General features: G+C 72.1%; 15 protein-coding genes. 2 read left to right on the forward strand and 13 right to left on the reverse strand.

Annotated features, from left to right (window positions below):
* Positions 1-4: 4 nt before the first annotated feature.
* Entirely contained in the window at positions 5-355 is a 351-nt protein-coding gene (locus C1A17_RS05625; RefSeq protein WP_101651681.1) for a LysM peptidoglycan-binding domain-containing protein, read from the reverse strand.
* A 325-nt stretch (positions 356-680) separates the two neighbouring features.
* On the opposite strand from C1A17_RS05625, the gene lexA reads away from it, so the two are divergent.
* Complete coding sequence (gene lexA / locus C1A17_RS05630) at positions 681-1436, forward strand: transcriptional repressor LexA (protein ID WP_101651683.1); 756 nt, start codon at positions 681-683, stop codon at positions 1434-1436.
* A 30-nt stretch (positions 1437-1466) separates the two neighbouring features.
* Here the strand turns inward: lexA and C1A17_RS05635 are convergent, their stop codons facing one another.
* Together C1A17_RS05635 and hflX are read right to left on the reverse strand one after the other, a co-directional pair.
* On the reverse strand, positions 1467-3437 hold the full coding sequence (locus C1A17_RS05635) for an ATP-dependent DNA helicase (protein WP_245873507.1): 1971 nt from the start codon (positions 3435-3437) through the stop codon (positions 1467-1469).
* Complete coding sequence (gene hflX, locus C1A17_RS05640; protein WP_483861849.1) at positions 3434-5008, reverse strand: GTPase HflX; 1575 nt, start codon at positions 5006-5008, stop codon at positions 3434-3436. Before hflX ends, C1A17_RS05635 begins: the two co-directional genes overlap by 4 nt.
* 84 nt (positions 5009-5092) lie before the next feature.
* Here hflX and C1A17_RS05645 point away from each other — a divergent pair, with 84 nt between their 5' ends.
* Positions 5093-5713 (forward strand): class I SAM-dependent methyltransferase, encoded by a 621-nt coding sequence (locus C1A17_RS05645; RefSeq protein ID WP_101651685.1) that lies wholly within the window; start codon positions 5093-5095, stop codon positions 5711-5713.
* A gap of 61 nt (positions 5714-5774) precedes the next feature.
* Here the strand turns inward: C1A17_RS05645 and dapF are convergent, their stop codons facing one another.
* From dapF to C1A17_RS05695, 10 genes are all read right to left on the reverse strand, one after another.
* The gene (dapF, locus tag C1A17_RS05650) at positions 5775-6695 is read right to left on the reverse strand and encodes a diaminopimelate epimerase (protein ID WP_101651687.1); all 921 of its coding nucleotides are present in this window, start codon (positions 6693-6695) and stop codon (positions 5775-5777) included.
* Positions 6696-6707: 12 nt separating this feature from the next.
* Positions 6708-7667 (reverse strand): tRNA (adenosine(37)-N6)-dimethylallyltransferase MiaA, encoded by a 960-nt coding sequence (miaA, locus tag C1A17_RS05655; RefSeq protein ID WP_101651689.1) that lies wholly within the window; start codon positions 7665-7667, stop codon positions 6708-6710.
* 3 nt (positions 7668-7670) lie between these two features.
* Positions 7671-9170, reverse strand: coding sequence for a tRNA (N6-isopentenyl adenosine(37)-C2)-methylthiotransferase MiaB (gene miaB / locus C1A17_RS05660; protein ID WP_101651690.1), 1500 nt, complete (start codon positions 9168-9170; stop codon positions 7671-7673).
* A gap of 43 nt (positions 9171-9213) precedes the next feature.
* Entirely contained in the window at positions 9214-9948 is a 735-nt protein-coding gene (locus C1A17_RS05665; protein ID WP_245873509.1) for a regulatory protein RecX, read from the reverse strand.
* On the reverse strand, positions 9935-11050 hold the full coding sequence (gene recA / locus C1A17_RS05670; RefSeq protein ID WP_101651692.1) for a recombinase RecA: 1116 nt from the start codon (positions 11048-11050) through the stop codon (positions 9935-9937). The genes C1A17_RS05665 and recA overlap by 14 nt, the downstream gene beginning before the upstream one ends.
* A gap of 294 nt (positions 11051-11344) precedes the next feature.
* Positions 11345-11572: a DUF3046 domain-containing protein gene (locus C1A17_RS05675; RefSeq protein ID WP_101651694.1), complete on the reverse strand. Its 228-nt coding sequence runs from the start codon at positions 11570-11572 to the stop codon at positions 11345-11347.
* The gene (locus C1A17_RS05680) at positions 11573-11896 is read right to left on the reverse strand and encodes a helix-turn-helix domain-containing protein (RefSeq protein ID WP_101651695.1); all 324 of its coding nucleotides are present in this window, start codon (positions 11894-11896) and stop codon (positions 11573-11575) included.
* Positions 11897-12028: 132 nt separating this feature from the next.
* Positions 12029-12553: a CinA family protein gene (locus tag C1A17_RS05685; protein ID WP_101651697.1), complete on the reverse strand. Its 525-nt coding sequence runs from the start codon at positions 12551-12553 to the stop codon at positions 12029-12031.
* Complete coding sequence (pgsA, locus tag C1A17_RS05690) at positions 12550-13152, reverse strand: CDP-diacylglycerol--glycerol-3-phosphate 3-phosphatidyltransferase (protein WP_101653548.1); 603 nt, start codon at positions 13150-13152, stop codon at positions 12550-12552. Before pgsA ends, C1A17_RS05685 begins: the two co-directional genes overlap by 4 nt.
* Positions 13153-13164: 12 nt before the next feature.
* Positions 13165-15972, reverse strand: a complete 2808-nt coding sequence (locus tag C1A17_RS05695; protein ID WP_425427277.1) for a DNA translocase FtsK — start codon at positions 15970-15972, stop codon at positions 13165-13167.
* Positions 15973-16028: the final 56 nt, after the last annotated feature.

Raw genomic sequence — 16028 nt, forward strand, 5'->3', positions numbered from 1 at the left:
GAGTCTATCGCCCGGGGACCGCGAGCTCCTGTCCGGGGTGGACGACCTGCCGGTCGAGCTCGTTGATCTCGACGATGTCGAGCACGACGTCGCGCGTGTCCGCTCCCCCGGAGACCTCCGCGGCGATGGACCAGAGCGAATCGCCCTCGTCGACGATCACGGTGTCGAATCCGGAGCCGGCCGTCGCGGCACCGGCGGCGGAGCCGGCCGAGGCCTGGGCGCCGGTCGCGAGGGCGATGACGATGCCGAGCACGAGGGCGCACAGCACGAGGCCGGCGGTCCTCGCCAGGCGCAGCGCACGCCGACCGCGCGGCGTGAGGACGGTGCGGGCGGGAGCGGTGGCGGGTGCGGACATGGGGATCAACCTCCTTGGTCATCGAACCTGCGGCGGGCGGCGGAACCGCCCTCCGGCCGACGGTCGCCGGGCGGGTGGCCCGGCCGTCCGTCGCCGATTCGAACTCATGTACTATTGAACACAACATTCGAACGGATGTCCACTGTTTCTCGAACACGTGTGTGAAAATGGATTCGAACGACGTCGCGATCAGCTATGTTCGAAGTGTTGCACCGGGCACGGACACGGCCCCGGGCCGGACCGCCGGGAGCGCGCCGACGATCGCGCAGCGCAGTGGGAGGCCGACGATCGCGCAGCGCAGTGGGAGAACGGGAAGGGAAGAGCCATGAGCCCGCAGTCACGACGACCCAGAGGTCGGCCGCGGAACGATGCCGTGATCGACGAGATCGAGGACTTCCGCGCCTCGCAGGCCGACATCGTCGAGCTGCCCGAGGGATCGGCCGCAGCCGGGGACGCGCGCCTCACCCCCCGCCAGCGCCTCGTCCTCGAGACCATCGAGTCGGCGGTGTACACGAACGGGTATCCGCCGAGCATGCGCGAGATCGGCAGGGCCGCCGGGCTCGCCTCGCTCTCGAGCGTGGCCCACCAGCTGTCCCAGCTCGAGCGGCTCGGCTATCTGCGCCGCGACCCCAAGCGTCCGCGCGCGATCGAGATCGTCAACCCCGCGGAGGAGGCAGCCGCCCCGGTTCCCGACGCCGGCTCGGCGAACACCGCGATGGTGCCCGTGCTCGGGCGGATCGCCGCCGGCGGGCCGATCACGGCGGAGGAGGCGGTCGACGACGTGTTCGCACTGCCGACCCAGGTCGTCGGCTCCGGTGACCTGTTCCTGCTCCAGGTGTCGGGCGACTCGATGATCGATGCCGCGATCTGCGACGGCGACTGGGTCGTCGTCCGGCGGCAGAACACCGCGGAGAACGGGGAGATCGTCACCGCGCTGCTCGACGACGAGGCCACGGTCAAGGTCCTCAAGCGGTCCGAGGGCAAGCAGTGGCTGCTGCCGCGGAACCCGCTCTACGACCCGATCGACGGCGATCACGCAACGATCATGGGCATCGTCGTCGCCGTCATCCGCCGCGTCTGAGCCGTCGGGGCCCCCGCGCCTGACCCGGACTCAGTCCCCCGCGGCGAGCCGGGAGAGCGCGGCGCGGACGGCGGCGCCGTCCTCGGTGCGCCACATCGGGGGCAGCGAGTCGGCGAGGAACCCGCCGTAGCCGGCGGTCCGCAGGCGCGAATCGAGCACGGCCACCACTCCCCTGTCCTCGGTGGTCCTCACGAGCCGACCGGCACCCTGGGCGAGGCGCAGCGCGGCATGGGTCGCGCTCACCGTCATGAAGCCGTTGGCCCGGTTGCGCTCCGCGGCCCGAGTGCGCGCCCGGGTCAGGGGGTCATCCGGACGCGGGAAGGGGATCCGGTCGATGACGACGAGGCGGCACGTCCGGCCAGGCACGTCGACGCCCTGCCACAGCGACATCGTGCCGAGCAGGGTGGTGTCGTCCTCCGCGGCGAACCGCGCCACGAGGGCACCGAGCGACTCCTCCCCCTGGAGGAGCACCGGGGTGTCGAGGGTCTCGCGGAGCGCCGCTGCGGCCTGCTCGGCGGCGAACTTCGAGGAGAACAGGCCGAGCGCTCCCCCGCGCGAGGCGGCGACGAGCTCGCGGAGCTCGGCGATCATCTCGTCGGTGAGACCGCTCCGCCCGGGGCGCGCGAGGTGCGAGGCGACGTAGAGGATCGCCTGCCGCGGATAGTCGAACGGCGAGCCGACGTCGATCGCGTCGTAGCGCGGCGCCTCGGGCCCCGCGAGGCCGAGCGAGGCCGCCACCGGCTCGAAGCGGCCGCCGAGCGCGAGCGTCGCGGAGGTCGCGATGACCGTCGACTCGGCGAAGATCCCGTTGCGCATGGTGCCGGCGACGCTGAGCGGGGCGACGACGAGCGAGGTCGTCTCCGTCTCCCGGAAGGTCGACCGGGTCACCCACGTGACGTCGTTGTCGGTGAGCTCCGCCATCCGCTCGGCGAGCTCGAACACCTCCTCGAGCCGCGCCCGCGCCATCTGCAGGCCGGTATCGGGCTCCGCGGACCCGGTCCCGCGGCCGGCCTCGGCGAGGATCTGCCGAGCGGCGTCGCGGACCGCGATGACCGCCGTCGACAGCGCTTCCGGCCACACCTGGAGGAGCCCGTCGGCGGTCGCCGCGAGCGCCTTCTCGAAGGACTGGGCGGCGGTCTCGAGGAGGCCGACGACCCCGTCCTGCACCGCGGTGCCCTTCCGCGCCGACTGTGCGGCGGCGTGGAGCATGGGGACGGTGAGCGATCCGGACAGCGCGTTCGTCACCCGGTCGCGGAGCTCGTGGGCCTCGTCGATGACGACGGCCTCGTGCTCGGGCAGGACCGCGTGATCGCCGAACGCGTCGATCGCGAGCAGCGCGTGGTTGGTGACGACGATGTCGGCCGCGGCGGCGGTGACCTTCGCCTGCTCGGCGTAGCACTCCTCGAACGCGGGGCACTTCGCGCCCAGACAGTCGAAGGCGTTGACCGACACCTGCGACCAGGCGCGATCGGACACGCCGGGGACGAGGTCGTCGCGATCGCCGCTCTCGGTGATCCGCTCCCAGCTGCGGACCCGCTGGATCTCCTCGCCGAGCGCGGAGGACTGGCCGCCCCCGCGTCCCGCGGCGTCATCGGCGCCGAGGTCGAACAGCATGCCGAGCGCGTCGTCGGGATAGCCGCCGTCGAGCTTGTGCTTGCACACGTAGTTCCGCCGGCCCTTGAGCACGGCTGCCCGCGGCCTGCGCTCGAGCTCCGGGCCGATGGCCTTGAGCAGCCGGGGCACGTCGCGGTTGACGATCTGGTTCTGGAGCGCGAGCGTCGCCGTCGACACGATGACCCGCTCCCCGGTGCGCACGGCGTAGTCGACCGCGGGCACGAGGTAGGCGAGCGACTTGCCGGTGCCGGTGCCGGCCTGCACGAGGAGGTGGGTGCCGGAGTCGAGGGCGCCGACGACCGCCTCGGCCATGGTCTGCTGGCCCTCGCGGGGGCTCCCGCCGAGTGCGGCGACCGCCCGCGCGAGCAGGTCCGCGGTCGTGCTCACGCAGCCCCGCCGGAGAACATGTCCGGCTTGCGGAATGCCTCGAGCTCGGCGAGGAGGTCGGCGTCGACCCGCGCCTGCACCGCGGTGCCCTCCGGCAGGTGCTTCTCCTCGAGCACGGTCCCCTCGTCGTGCATCCGCGAGACGAGGTCGCCGCGGTCGTAGGGCAGGAGGACGGTGACCTCGTGGGCGGGCACCGGGAGCATGTCGGCGATCCGCTCCTCGAGCTCGGGGATCCCCGCCCCGGTGGCCGCCGACACCGCGAGCGATCCCGGGTGGGCGCGCAGCAGCGCGGCGAGCGCGACGGGGTCGGCGATGTCGGCCTTGTTGAAGACGATGAGCTCGGGGATGTCGGCGGTGTCGACGTCGGCGAGCACGTCGCGCACCGCCTGCACCTGGCTCGTCGGGTCCGGATGGGAGGCGTCGACGACGTGGACGAGGAGATCGGAGAAGGCCGCCTCCTCGAGCGTCGAGCGGAACGCCTCGACGAGCTGGTGGGGCAGGTTGCGGACGAAGCCGACGGTGTCGGTGTAGGTGAAGTCCCGGCCGTCGGCGGTCCGGGCCTGGCGCACCGTCGGATCGAGGGTGGCGAACAGGACGTTCTGCACCATGACCCCGGCCGAGGTCAGCCGGTTGAGGAGCGAGGACTTCCCGGCGTTGGTGTAGCCGACGATCGCCGCGCTCGGCACGTGGTGCCGGGTGCGGTTGGCCCGCTTGGTCTCCCGCGACGGCTCCATCTCGCGGATCTGCTTGCGGAGCTTGGCCATCCGGGTGCGGATCCGGCGGCGGTCGAGCTCGATCTTCGTCTCGCCCGGTCCGCGCGAGCCGATGCCCTCACCGCCGGCCACGCGACCGCCGGCCTGTCGGGACATCGACTCGCCCCAGCCGCGCAGGCGCGGGAGCAGGTACTCGAGCTGGGCGAGCTCGACCTGCGCCTTGCCCTCGCGGCTCTTCGCGTGCTGGGCGAAGATGTCGAGGATGAGGGCGACGCGGTCGATGACCTTGACCTTGACGACGTCCTCGAGGCCACGGCGCTGTCCGGGGGCGAGCTCGGTGTCGACGACGACGGTGTCCGCGCCGACGGCGGCGACGACCTCGGCGAGCTCCTGGGCCTTGCCGCGCCCGAAGTACGTTCCGGGGTCGGGGGTGTCGCGGCGCTGGAGGAGTCCGTCGAGCACGGTCGAGCCGGCCGTCTCGGCGAGCGCGGCGAGCTCGCGCAGCGAGGTCTCCGCCTCGAGCGCGGTGCCGGAGGTGTAGAGGCCGGCGAGGACGACCTTCTCGAGGCGCAGCTGCCGGTACTCGACCTCGGTGACGTCCTCGAGCTCGGTCGACAGCCCGTCGACCCGGCGCAGCGCGCGGCGTTCGAGGACGTCGAGCTGGGCATCGTCCTCGTGGGTGAGCTCCTCGTCGGTGAGGGCGGTCCCGGCCCGGGAGAGCACCCGGTCGATCATCGCGCGGCGGCGCTCGTCGGCGCTCGCGGCCTGCTGCGCGGCGGGGACTCCGTCTCCACCGGTCTCTGCAGCCGGCTGGTCGGAGGGGCGGGTGGAATCCGGGGTGGATCCGGTCACGGGCATCGACTTCTCTCGATCGGGGGCGGTCCTCCATTCTCCCACACGCGCACGGGCCCGCGCGCGGTGCGGCGCACTACGATGGGCGGGATGAACGACCACTACTTCTCCGCGTCTCCGTCCGCCCCCGGCACCGTGCGGACGATCACCGCGCACCTCGCGGGCGGGCCGGTCGAGGTGACGACCGCCGGCGGGGTGTTCTCCCCCGGCCGTCTCGATCTCGGCACCCAGGTGCTCCTCCGTGCCCTGCCCGCTCCGCCGCCGGGCGACCTCCTCGACCTCGGCTGCGGCTGGGGACCGATCTCCCTGCAGGCCGGCCTCGAGGCCCGCGAGGAGGGCACCGGAACCCGGATCTGGGCCCTCGACGTCAACGAGCGTGCGCTCGACCTCACCCGGCGCAATGCGGCCGCGCTGGGACTCGAGTCGATCCGCGCGGTCACCGCGGAGCAGATCCCGGCCGACGTCGAGTTCGCGGCGATCTGGTCCAACCCCCCGATCCGGGTGGGCAAGGAGATCCTCCACGGGCTCCTGCGGACCTGGCTGCCCCGGCTCGCCCCGGGCGGCCAGGCCTGGCTCGTCGTGTCGAAGAACCTCGGCGCCGATTCGCTGCGGGGATGGCTGGGCGAGATGCTCGGGGCGGGGTTCACCGTGGAGAAGCACTCCTCGGCGAAGGGGTTCCGGGTCCTCGTGGTGACCCGCGCGGCGGACTGAGCACCGGCACCGCGCAGGACGGCGCCGGCAGGGACCGCGGTCCCTGCCGGCGCGGTGCGGCTCAGGGGGCGGTCGACAGCATCCCGGGTGCGAGTGCGATGTCGCCGACGAGGACGGCCGGCCCGGACAGTGCGACGCCGGTCTCGCCGATCTCGACCTCGACGGTGCCGCCGGGCAGCACGACGGTCCACAGCGTGGGACCGCCATGCCCCGCCCAGAAGCGGGCGGCGAGCGCCGCCGCGCAGGCTCCCGTGCCGCACGACTGGGTCTCCCCGACCCCGCGCTCGTGGACGCGCATCGCGAGTCGACCGGTGGCCGGATCCCCGTCGTGATCGGCCTCGATGACGATGTACTCGACGTTCGTCCCGCTGCCCGGAACCGGGTCGACCTCGGGGGTCCGGGTGAGGTCCGCGGCGGCGAGCTCGGCGGCTCCGGCGAGCGCGACCACGGTGTGCGGATTGCCCATGTCGACGCTGATCGCCGGACGGGCGACGTCGATGCCGGCGGTGGAGACGAGGGAGTCCGCGCCGTCGGCGATCGAGCGGGGGAACTCCCAGCGGCCCATGTCCACCCGGTACCACGCCTCGTTCCCGCCGGTGGCGTCCGGGACCCGGGTGACGTGCTTGACCCCGCCGCGGGTGCCGACGGGCAGCGATGCGCCCGGAACGATGTCGGCGAGTCCGCGCTCGAAGAGGTAGTGAGCGAACACCCGCACCCCGTTGCCGCACATCTCGGCGATCGAGCCGTCGCCGTTGCGGTAGTCCATGAACCATTCCGCCCCGGCCGCCAGGGCCTCGAGGGCTTCCGGGATGCCGGCGTCCGCGCTGCGGACGACGCGGATGAGGCCGTCCCCGCCGATGCCGCGGCGCCGGTCGCACAGCAGCGCGACGTCCTCCGGCGTGATCTCGTGCTCGCCGGTCGCGTCGAGGAGGAGGACGAAGTCGTTGGCCGTGCCGTGGCCCTTGGTGAGTGCATGCGTCATCACGCGCTCAGTCTACTGTCCGGGGGCGGAGGCCTGCGGTCCGGACGCGGGGTCGGACCCGGTTCTGCGCGCGCCGCGGAGGACTGCGAGCGCGTCGTCGACGGACCGCTCACCCGCCGGGATCCAGCGGATCCGGGTGTCCCGCCGGAACCACGTCTCCTGCCGCTTCGCGAACTGCCGCGTGCGCACGATCGTCGATTCGATCGCGGCCGCGGGTTCGAGGCGCCCGGAGAGGACCTCGATGATCTGCGCGTACCCGATCGCCTGGCGAGCGGTCGTCCCCGTGAGGAGGCCGCGCGGCAGGAGAGCTCGCACCTCGTCGACCCACCCGGCGTCCCACATCGCGCGCACGCGTCGGCCGATCCGGTCGTGGAGGGTCCCGCGGTCGAGTGCGAGCCCGATCTGCACGGTCGGCATCACCGACTCGTAGCGGGGCAGGTAGGCGGTGAACGGCTCCCCGGTGATCTCGATGACCTCGAGGGCACGGATGATCCGCCGCGGGTCGGCGGGGCTGATCTTCGCCGCGGCCGGCGGATCGAGCTCGGCGAGCCGCGCGTGGAGCGCTGCGGGACCGATCTCGCCGGACTCGGCTTCGGGCCGTGCGCGCACTCGCGGGTTCGTGCCGGGGAAGGACAGCGCGTCGGTCGCGGCCGGGACGTAGAGCCCGGACCCGCCGACGAGGATCGGCACCCGTCCGCGGGCGCGGATGTCGGAGATGTGGGCCCGCGCGGCGGACTGGAAGGCCGCGACGGAGGCGTCCTCGTCGACGTCGAGCACGTCGATGAGGTGGTGCGGCACGTCGCCGCGCTCGGCGGGCGGGAGCTTCGCGGTGCCGATGTCCATCCCGCGGTAGAACTGCATGGCATCGGCGTTGATGATCTCGCCGTCGAGCGCCTGGGCGAGGGCGATCGCGAGATCGGACTTGCCGGTGGCGGTGGCCCCGACGACGGACACGACGGGGTGATCGCGCACTGCTCAGACCCGCGGGCGGATGGTCGGCATGCCGAGGACGGTCGGGCCGCCGGGCGCGGCACCGCCCGGGGCGCAGCCGTCCGCCTGCGCCCGGTCCCAGGCGTCTCCGGACGGGGTACGCCGCAGCGCGGCGGGACCGTCGGCGATGAGGAAGTACGGACGAGCCTCGGACACCGTGCAGGTGAGGATGTCGCCCGGGCGCGCTGCCGCCGGGAGATCACGGGCGCCGACGTGGACGAGCCGGTTGTCCTCGGCCCGTCCGGTGTACCGGTGGTGCTCGTCGTCGGGCAGTGCGGTGACGAGCACCGCGACCTCGCGACCGACCTGCGCCCGGTTCTCCTCCCAGGCGATCGCGTCCTGGAGGGCGACGAGGCGCTCGAACCGCTCCTGCACGACCTCCTTGGGCAGCTGGTCCGGCATCTCCGCCGCCGGGGTGCCCGGTCGCTTCGAGTACTGGAAGGTGTAGGCTTGGGCGAATCGCGCGCGCCGGACGATGTCGAGGGTGCCCTCGAAATCCTCCTCGGTCTCCCCGGGGAAGCCGACGATGATGTCGGTGGTGATGGCCGCGTGCGGGATGCGCTCCCGCACCCGGTCGAGGATGCCCATGAAGCGGGTGGTCCGGTAGGAGCGGCGCATCGCCTTGAGGATGGTGTCCGAACCGGACTGCAGCGGCATGTGGAGCTGCGGCATGACGGTCGGGGTCTCCGCCATGGCATCGATGACGTCGTCGGAGAACGCCGCCGGGTGGGGGCTCGTGAAGCGCACCCGCTCGATGCCCTCGACGGCGCCCACCGCACGGAGCAGGGAGGCGAACGCGCCGCGGTCGCGGAACTCGGTGCCGTAGGAGTTGACGTTCTGTCCGAGCAGGGTGACCTCGATGACCCCGTCGGCAGCGAGCGCCTCGACCTCGGCGAGGATGTCACCGGGCCGGCGGTCCTTCTCCTTGCCGCGCAGCGCGGGCACGATGCAGAAGGTGCAGGTGTTGTTGCAGCCGACGGAGATCGAGACCCACCCCGAATGGCTCGATTCGCGACGGGTGGGCAGCGTCGACGGGAAGACGTCGAGGCTCTCGAGGATCTCGACCTGGGCCTCGTCGTTGTGGCGGGCGCGCTCGAGGAGGACCGGCAGCGACCCCATGTTGTGGGTGCCGAACACCACGTCGACCCACGGCGCCCGGCGGACGATGGTGTCGCGGTCCTTCTGCGCCATGCAGCCGCCGACCGCGATCTGCATGCCCGGCCGCTGCTCCTTGACGTGGGCGAGCCGGCCGAGGTTTCCGTAGAGGCGGTTGTCGGCGTTCTCGCGCACGGCGCACGTGTTGAAGACGACGACGTCGGCGTCCTGTCCGGGGTCGGCGGGCCGGTAGCCGGCGGTGTCGAGGAGACCGGAGAGCCGTTCGGAGTCGTGCACGTTCATCTGGCACCCGTAGGTCTTGACCTCGTAGGTGCGCACGGTCGCGGAGACGTCCTCGTTCTGCAGAGGACGGGCAGTGGTATCAGTCATGGCGCCTCCAGTGTACCGAGCGGCCCCGGAGCACCGCGCCGCCTCAGGCCTCCTCGAGCGCCTGCCGGGCCGCGGCCATGGACACCGAATGCGGGAACCCGCGGCGGGCGAGCATCGCGAGCGTGCGGCGCAGGCGCGTCTCCGCGGGCAGACCGGCGGTGCTCCGCGCCTTCTTGAGGGCGACCCCGTAGGCGAGGTCGAACTCGTCGTCGATCCCGTCGACCGCGGCGGCGACGGCGGACTCCGGAACGCCCTTCCGCGCGAGCTCGAGGCGGAGGGCGCGGACCGAGAGCGCCCGCGATTCCCTGCGGGCACGGACGAAACCGGCGGCGAACGCCGCGTCGTCGAGCAGTCCCGAGGCGCTCAGCCGATCGAGGAGCACGTCGACGACGTCGCTCGGATGCTCCTTGGCGAGGAGCTTCGACCGGAGTTCGGCCACCGCGTGATCGCGGGCGGCGAGCATATTTAGCGCCCGCTTCTTGGCCCGCGTGTACTCCGGATCATCCGAGTTCACCGCGCCCGGCAGGGCGTCCGGTTCAGCCGCTGCGCCGGACCCGGCGGCAACAGAAGGCTCTCCGTCGACAGTCTGCCCTGCGGTGCCGTCGCCGCGACCCCGACCGCCCTTCCACACGTCCGCGAAGCCGACGGACACCGCGGAGTCCGGACCACGGTCGCCCGGAGCGGAGTCGCCCGCCATGACGGCGTCGATCGCTCGGCGGGCGTCGGCGAGGACCGCCGCAGTGGAGCGGTCCTCGCCCGTGCGATCAGAAGTCGACATTGCTCTTCTCCGGCGCGACCGCCGGCTCGCCGGCCGCCGGGGCGCCCGCTGCCGCGTCCGCGGCCTCGTCGTCTCCGCCGATGAGACCCATCTTGTGCTTGATCTTGAGCTCGATCTCCTCGGCGAGTCCGGGATTGTCGCGGAGGAAGTTCCGCACGTTCTCCTTGCCCTGACCGAGCTGGTCCCCGTCATAGGTGAACCACGAGCCGGACTTCCGGATGATCCCGTTGTCCACGCCCATGTCGATGAGGCTGCCCTCGCGGGAGATCCCGTGGCCGTAGATGATGTCGAACTCCGCCTGCTTGAACGGCGGGGCGACCTTGTTCTTGACGACCTTGACGCGGGTCCGGTTGCCGACGGCCTCGCCGGCCTCCTTGAGCGTCTCGATCCGGCGGACGTCGAGGCGGACGGAGGCGTAGAACTTCAGCGCCTTGCCGCCCGAGGTGGTCTCCGGCGAACCGAAGAACACGCCGACCTTCTCACGCAGCTGGTTGATGAAGATCGCGGTGGTCTTCGAGTGCGCGAGCGCACCGGTGATCTTGCGCAGCGCCTGCGACATGAGGCGGGCCTGGAGTCCGACGTGGGAGTCGCCCATCTCGCCCTCGATCTCCGCCTTGGGGACGAGCGCGGCCACGGAGTCGATGACGATGACGTCGAGCGCGCCGGACCGGATGAGCATGTCCGCGATCTCGAGCGCCTGCTCGCCGGTGTCCGGCTGCGACACGAGCAGCTGGTCGGTGTCGACGCCGAGCGCCTTGGCGTACTCCGGGTCGAGCGCGTGCTCGGCGTCGATGAATCCGGCGATGCCGCCGGCGCGCTGGGCGCTCGCGACGGCGTGGAGGGCGACCGTCGTCTTGCCGGAGGACTCCGGGCCGTAGATCTCGACGACGCGGCCGCGCGGCAGACCGCCGATGCCGAGCGCGATGTCGAGGGCGATCGACCCCGTGGGGATGTACTCGATGGGTGCGCGGGTCTCCTCACCCAGGCGCATGACCGCGCCCTTGCCGTACTGGCGATCGATCTGGCCGAGAGCGGCTTCGAGCGCCTTGGCCTTGTTGTCCGCAGAGCCGGTCTGCGGGGAGCGCGGGGTGCGTGCTGCCATGGGTTCCTCCTTGGGTAGGTCCGTCTGCCAGCACTCTAGGACGCGGCACGGACACGGGTCCGATTCGGGGACGAGCTGTGCACGACGGGCGGATGGATCCGACCTCGGGTCACCGTTCATCCGGTCTCGACGCCCATCCTAACCCGGAATGGGAACACCTGTTCGAAATGTGCGGGCGTGTCGCGGGAACGGTGACCTCGGGACGGCCGCGCAGACGCTCCGTCCCCAGTGCAGGGGCGCAGAGGATGGCCTGCGGCACCGGAGGGCAGTCGCACGCGGTCCCGCCGGGCCCTCTCAGAACGGTGTGGAGCGGGGCTTGTCGCGGCCGAGTCGACGCTCCGGCGGGACCCCGGCGGCATCGCACACCGCCAGCCAGATCTCCCGGGGATCGATCCCGGCGTCGAACGCCTGGGCGGCGGTGCGGGAGCCGAGCGAGGACAGTGCGAGGTCGGTGTGGAGGGATTCCGCCCGGACGCGTCCGAACTCCTCGCGCATGAGGGTCCAGTAGTGGGTGTGGCGCATTCAGGCGTTCCCGGCGAGCGCGTCCGCGGGCTCTCCCGCGAGGACGCGGCGGGACATCTCCACCGGGACGGTGTCGGGGATCTCGACGCCCTCGCTCATCGCGAAGCGGTCGCTCACCTCGCGCAGCAGCGAGGAGACGGGCAGGTCGAGCGCTTCGCAGATCGCCGACAGCAGCTCGGAGGAGGCCTCCTTCTGACCGCGCTCGATCTCGCTGAGGTAGCCGAGGGACACGCTCGCGCCGTTCGAGACGTCGCGCAGGGTGCGGTTCTGGCGTCGGCGGGCCGCGCGCAGGGAATCACCGATCTCGGTGCGCAGAAGCGTCATGCCGAACCTCCCGTGAGCAGCAGCTGAGTCGTCGTGCGTGTATCCATGTACCGGTCCCAACGACCGGCTGGCCGGATTTGTTCCCTGAAGCCTACCCAAGCGGCGGGCGTCGGCTCCATCCGCGGTCCCGGATCACGGCCGATTGACAGCGAACTCTGACTCCCCTCGGGAGCGGAGGTGGTCGGCGAGGAGTGCGATGGCCGCCTGCACCGTGGCGCGGCGGATCTTCTCCCGGCCGCCGGTGAACCGGTGCTCGACGACAGCGGTGCCGCCGACATGGGCGAGCGCGAGGAACACGAGCCCGACCGGCTTTCCGTCCTGCGGCTCCGGGCCGGCGACCCCGGTGCAGGCCAGGCCGAGGTCCGCCCGGCACACCCGGGCGGCACCGCGCGCCATCTGCTCCGCGACCTCCGGGTCGACGGCGCCCGCGCGGGCGAGGAGATCCGGGTCGACCCCGGCGAGCGCGGCCTTGAGGTCGGTCGCATACGTGATGAGCCCGCCGCGCACGGTCGCCGAGGCGCCCGGCACGGTGACGAGGGTCGCGGCGATGAGCCCCGCGGTGAGCGACTCCGCCGTGGCGACGGTCAGGCCGCGCTCGACGAGCCCGGTGACGACCGCGTCCGCGCGGTGCCGTTCGGCGGGGGCGTCCGCGCTCATCGGCGCGGCCCGGCCTCGCGGAGCAGGCGCGCGGTCTTGACGCAGTAGTCGACGCCGGTGACGAGGGTGACGACGACCGCGGCGGTCATGACGATCCAGGCGACGACGATGACCGCGATCATCACCCCGCCCGGCAGCACCGTCGACAGCGGGAGCATGACGATGAAGAGGCCGAGCGCCACGGTCTGCAGGACGGTCTTGAGCTTGCCCCCGCGGGAGGCGGGGAGCACGACGCGCCGCACGATGACGAGGCGCATGAGGGTGATCCCGAACTCGCGGACGAGGATGACGACCGGGATCCACCACGGGAGCACGCCGATGACGGCGAGCCCGATGAGCGCGGCGGCCATGAGCGACTTGTCGGCGATGGGATCGGCGATCTTGCCGAAGTCGGTGACGAGCCCGTAGCGCCGGGCGAGGTCGCCGTCGATCTTATCGGTGAGCATCGCGAGCCCGAACACGATGAATGCGCCGAGGCGCCACAGCGGGTCGAGCCCCTCGTGACCGAGCAGGAGGACGAGGAACACCGGGACGAGCAGGATGCGCAGGACGGTGAGCGCATTCGGCAGGTTCCACGGGCTCGGCTGCTGTTCAGTCATCACCGGGTCAGCCTACCTGCCGGTGAGGTCCCACGCGTCCTCGCCGCCGGCCTCGACGACCTCGAGCCCGGTGTCGGGATCGAGGTCGCCGATCGTCGGCACCACCGCGGTGTCCTCGGCGTCCGCGTCGCCGTCCGCGCCTCCTGCGAGGGCGGCGCCTGCGGCTGCGGGCGCGCCGGACGGGGCGCCGGCCGGCGGCTCCTCGCCGCGGATGACGGCGAGCGTGCCGGGCAGGTCCTCGGGGGTGACGAGCACGTCGCGCGCCTTCGAGCCCTCCGAGGGACCGACGATCCCGCGCGACTCCATGAGGTCCATGAGGCGGCCGGCCTTGGCGAATCCGACGCGGAGCTTGCGCTGGAGCATCGAGGTCGAGCCGAACTGCGTGGTGACGACGAGCTCGGTGGCCTGGAGCAGGAGATCGAGGTCGTCGCCGATCTCCTCGTCGATCTGTTTGGCCGGCTTGTCCACCGCGACGTCCTCGCGGTAGACCGGGGTGAGCTGGCCCTTGACGTGGGAGACGACCTGCTCGATCTCGCTCTCGTTGATCCACGCCCCCTGGACGCGCATCGGCTTGGCCGCCCCCATCGGGAGGAACAGGGCGTCGCCCTGACCGATGAGCTTCTCCGCACCGGGCTGGTCGAGGACGACGCGCGAGTCGGCGAGCGAGGACGTCGCGAAGGCCAGCCGGGAGGGCACGTTGGCCTTGATGAGTCCGGTGACGACGTCGACGCTCGGACGCTGGGTGGCGAGCACCAGGTGGATGCCGGCGGCGCGGGCGAGCTGGGTGATCCGCTGGATCGAGGCCTCGACGTCGCGCGGGGCGACCATCATGAGATCGGCGAGCTCGTCGACGACCACGAGGAGGTACGGGTACGGCTGGAGCACCCGCTGCGAGCCCGGCGGCGCCTGGACGCGCCCCTCGCGCACGGCCTTGTTGAACTCCTTGACGTGCTTGAAGCCGAACTGCGCGAGGTCGTCGTAGCGGGCGTCCATCTCGCGGACGACCCATTCGAGCGCCTCGGCCGCCTTCTTCGGGTTGGTGATGATCGGGGTGATGAGATGCGGGATGCCCTCGTAGATCGTGAGCTCGACGCGCTTGGGGTCGACGAGGATGAGGCGCACCTCGTCCGGGGTCGCGCGCATCATGATCGAGGTGATCATCGAGTTGATGAAGCTCGACTTGCCGGAGCCGGTGGCGCCGGCGACGAGGAGGTGGGGCATCTTCGACAGGTCGGCGACGACGAACCCGCCCTCGACGTCCTTGCCCACGCCGACGACCATCGGATGATCGGTGCGGCGGGCAGCCTGCGAGCGGAGCACGTCGCCGAGCGCGACGGTCTCGCGGTCGGCGTTCGGGATCTCGATGCCGATCGCCTTCTTGCCGGGGATCGGCGAGAGGATCCGGACGTCGGCGCTCGCCACCGCGTACGCGATGTTCTTGCTCAGCGCGGTGACCTTCTCGACCTTGGTGCCGGCGCCGAGCTCGACCTCGTAGCGGGTGACGGTCGGGCCGCGGGAGAACCCGGTGACCTCGGCGTCGATGTTGAACTGCTCGAGCACGTCGCGCAGCGCCTCGACCACGCGGTCGTTGGCCTCCGAGCGCTCCTTCGCCGGCGGTCCGGCGAGCAGGTAGTCCGAGGTCGGGAGCGTGTAGGTGACGTCACCGGCGAGAGTGAGCTGCTCGACGCGCTGCGGGAGCTCTCCGGTCGCCTGCGGGGCCGGGGTGGACACCGCCGGGACGGTCGCCGCGGGATCGGGCTTGCGGTCGAGGACCCGCGTGGCCTCGTCCTCCATCCCGATGTCGGCCTTGAGCTTCGCGGCCTGCTTCTCCGCCTTCGTGGGGCGGCGCTGGCCGGGCCGGGGACCCGGCTCCGCGGCGTCGACGTCGTAGAGCTCGGGCTCGGGAGTCGGCTCCGCGTCGGTCCGGTCCTCGGCACCGACCTCGGCGTCGTGGATGTAGGCCTTGTCATAGGCCCGGTCGTGCTCCTTCTCGTACTCCGGGGCGTCCTCGCTCTTCTTCTTCCGCGAGCGGCGCTTGGCGCCCATGACGGGCGTGAGGGTGCTCGTCGTCCGGTTGTCGCGCACGAGATCGGTGTCATCGGCGCCCTCCGCGGGACCGGCGACGGAGCCGCCGACGAGCCGCGTGTAGAGGCCGTGGAGCCGCTGCGGGACGGCATTGACCGGGGTGGCGGTCATGACGAGCAGGGAGAACAGTCCGAGGAGCACGAGGAGCGGCACCGCGACGTAGACGGTGGTGGCGACGACGAGCGGCGAGGAGACGATGAAGCCGAGCGCCCCTCCCCCGTTGATCATCGCCTCGCGCGAGTGCGCGAAGCCGGGCGTGCCGGCGGCGATGTGGGCGAGTCCGGCGGCGGCGAGCACGAAGGCGAGGAGGCCGATGAGGATCCGATTGTTCCCCCGCGTGTCCTCGCCGCGGAGGAAGAGCCGCAGCGCATAGCCGAGGAGGAGCACGGGCAGCGCGAGCGCGACGCGGCCCAGAGAGCCCTCGATGACGGCGCGCACGCCGTCGCCGAAGGCGCCCGGGATGTTCCACCACTCGAAGGCGGCGACGACGATCGCGAGGCCGACGAGGAAGAACGCGGTGCCGTCGCGCCGCGTGGGGGTGTCGTCGTCAGGGGTCTCGGTGAGCACTCTGCGGGTGCGGTTGCCTGCCATCTGCGCTGCTCCCATCCATGCACCTGTCACCACGTTCGGGTTGGTCTCGTGTGCCCCCGCACGCCCGGTGGAGTCGGTGGACGCGCTGCGCCGCCGACGTCGGGTGCCGGTACCAGCAGCGGGGGAAGTCGTACTGGTCGCCATGATCCCCATGGTACGGGGCGGGCCCTCCCGGACCCGGGATTCCCGCCCCCTGTGTG

Source organism: Brevibacterium ihuae (assembly GCF_900184225.1).
In the GTDB taxonomy this organism is placed as follows: Bacteria; Actinomycetota; Actinomycetes; order Actinomycetales; family Brevibacteriaceae; genus Brevibacterium; species Brevibacterium ihuae.

Coding starts and splice junctions, on each gene's coding strand:
- recA (WP_101651692.1), bottom strand. CDS start 11,050: ATGGCAGCACGCACCCCGCGCTCCCCGCAGACCGGCTCTGCGGACAAC.
- pgsA (WP_101653548.1), bottom strand. CDS start 13,152: ATGACTGAACAGCAGCCGAGCCCGTGGAACCTGCCGAATGCGCTCACC.
- dapF (WP_101651687.1), bottom strand. CDS start 6,695: ATGACGCATGCACTCACCAAGGGCCACGGCACGGCCAACGACTTCGTC.
- lexA (WP_101651683.1), top strand. CDS start 681: ATGAGCCCGCAGTCACGACGACCCAGAGGTCGGCCGCGGAACGATGCC.
- C1A17_RS05645 (WP_101651685.1), top strand. CDS start 5,093: ATGAACGACCACTACTTCTCCGCGTCTCCGTCCGCCCCCGGCACCGTG.
- hflX (WP_483861849.1), bottom strand. CDS start 5,008: ATGCCCGTGACCGGATCCACCCCGGATTCCACCCGCCCCTCCGACCAG.
- C1A17_RS05680 (WP_101651695.1), bottom strand. CDS start 11,896: ATGACGCTTCTGCGCACCGAGATCGGTGATTCCCTGCGCGCGGCCCGC.
- C1A17_RS05675 (WP_101651694.1), bottom strand. CDS start 11,572: ATGCGCCACACCCACTACTGGACCCTCATGCGCGAGGAGTTCGGACGC.
- C1A17_RS05685 (WP_101651697.1), bottom strand. CDS start 12,553: ATGAGCGCGGACGCCCCCGCCGAACGGCACCGCGCGGACGCGGTCGTC.
- C1A17_RS05625 (WP_101651681.1), bottom strand. CDS start 355: ATGTCCGCACCCGCCACCGCTCCCGCCCGCACCGTCCTCACGCCGCGC.
- C1A17_RS05695 (WP_425427277.1), bottom strand. CDS start 15,972: ATGGCGACCAGTACGACTTCCCCCGCTGCTGGTACCGGCACCCGACGT.
- C1A17_RS05665 (WP_245873509.1), bottom strand. CDS start 9,948: ATGTCGACTTCTGATCGCACGGGCGAGGACCGCTCCACTGCGGCGGTC.
- miaB (WP_101651690.1), bottom strand. CDS start 9,170: ATGACTGATACCACTGCCCGTCCTCTGCAGAACGAGGACGTCTCCGCG.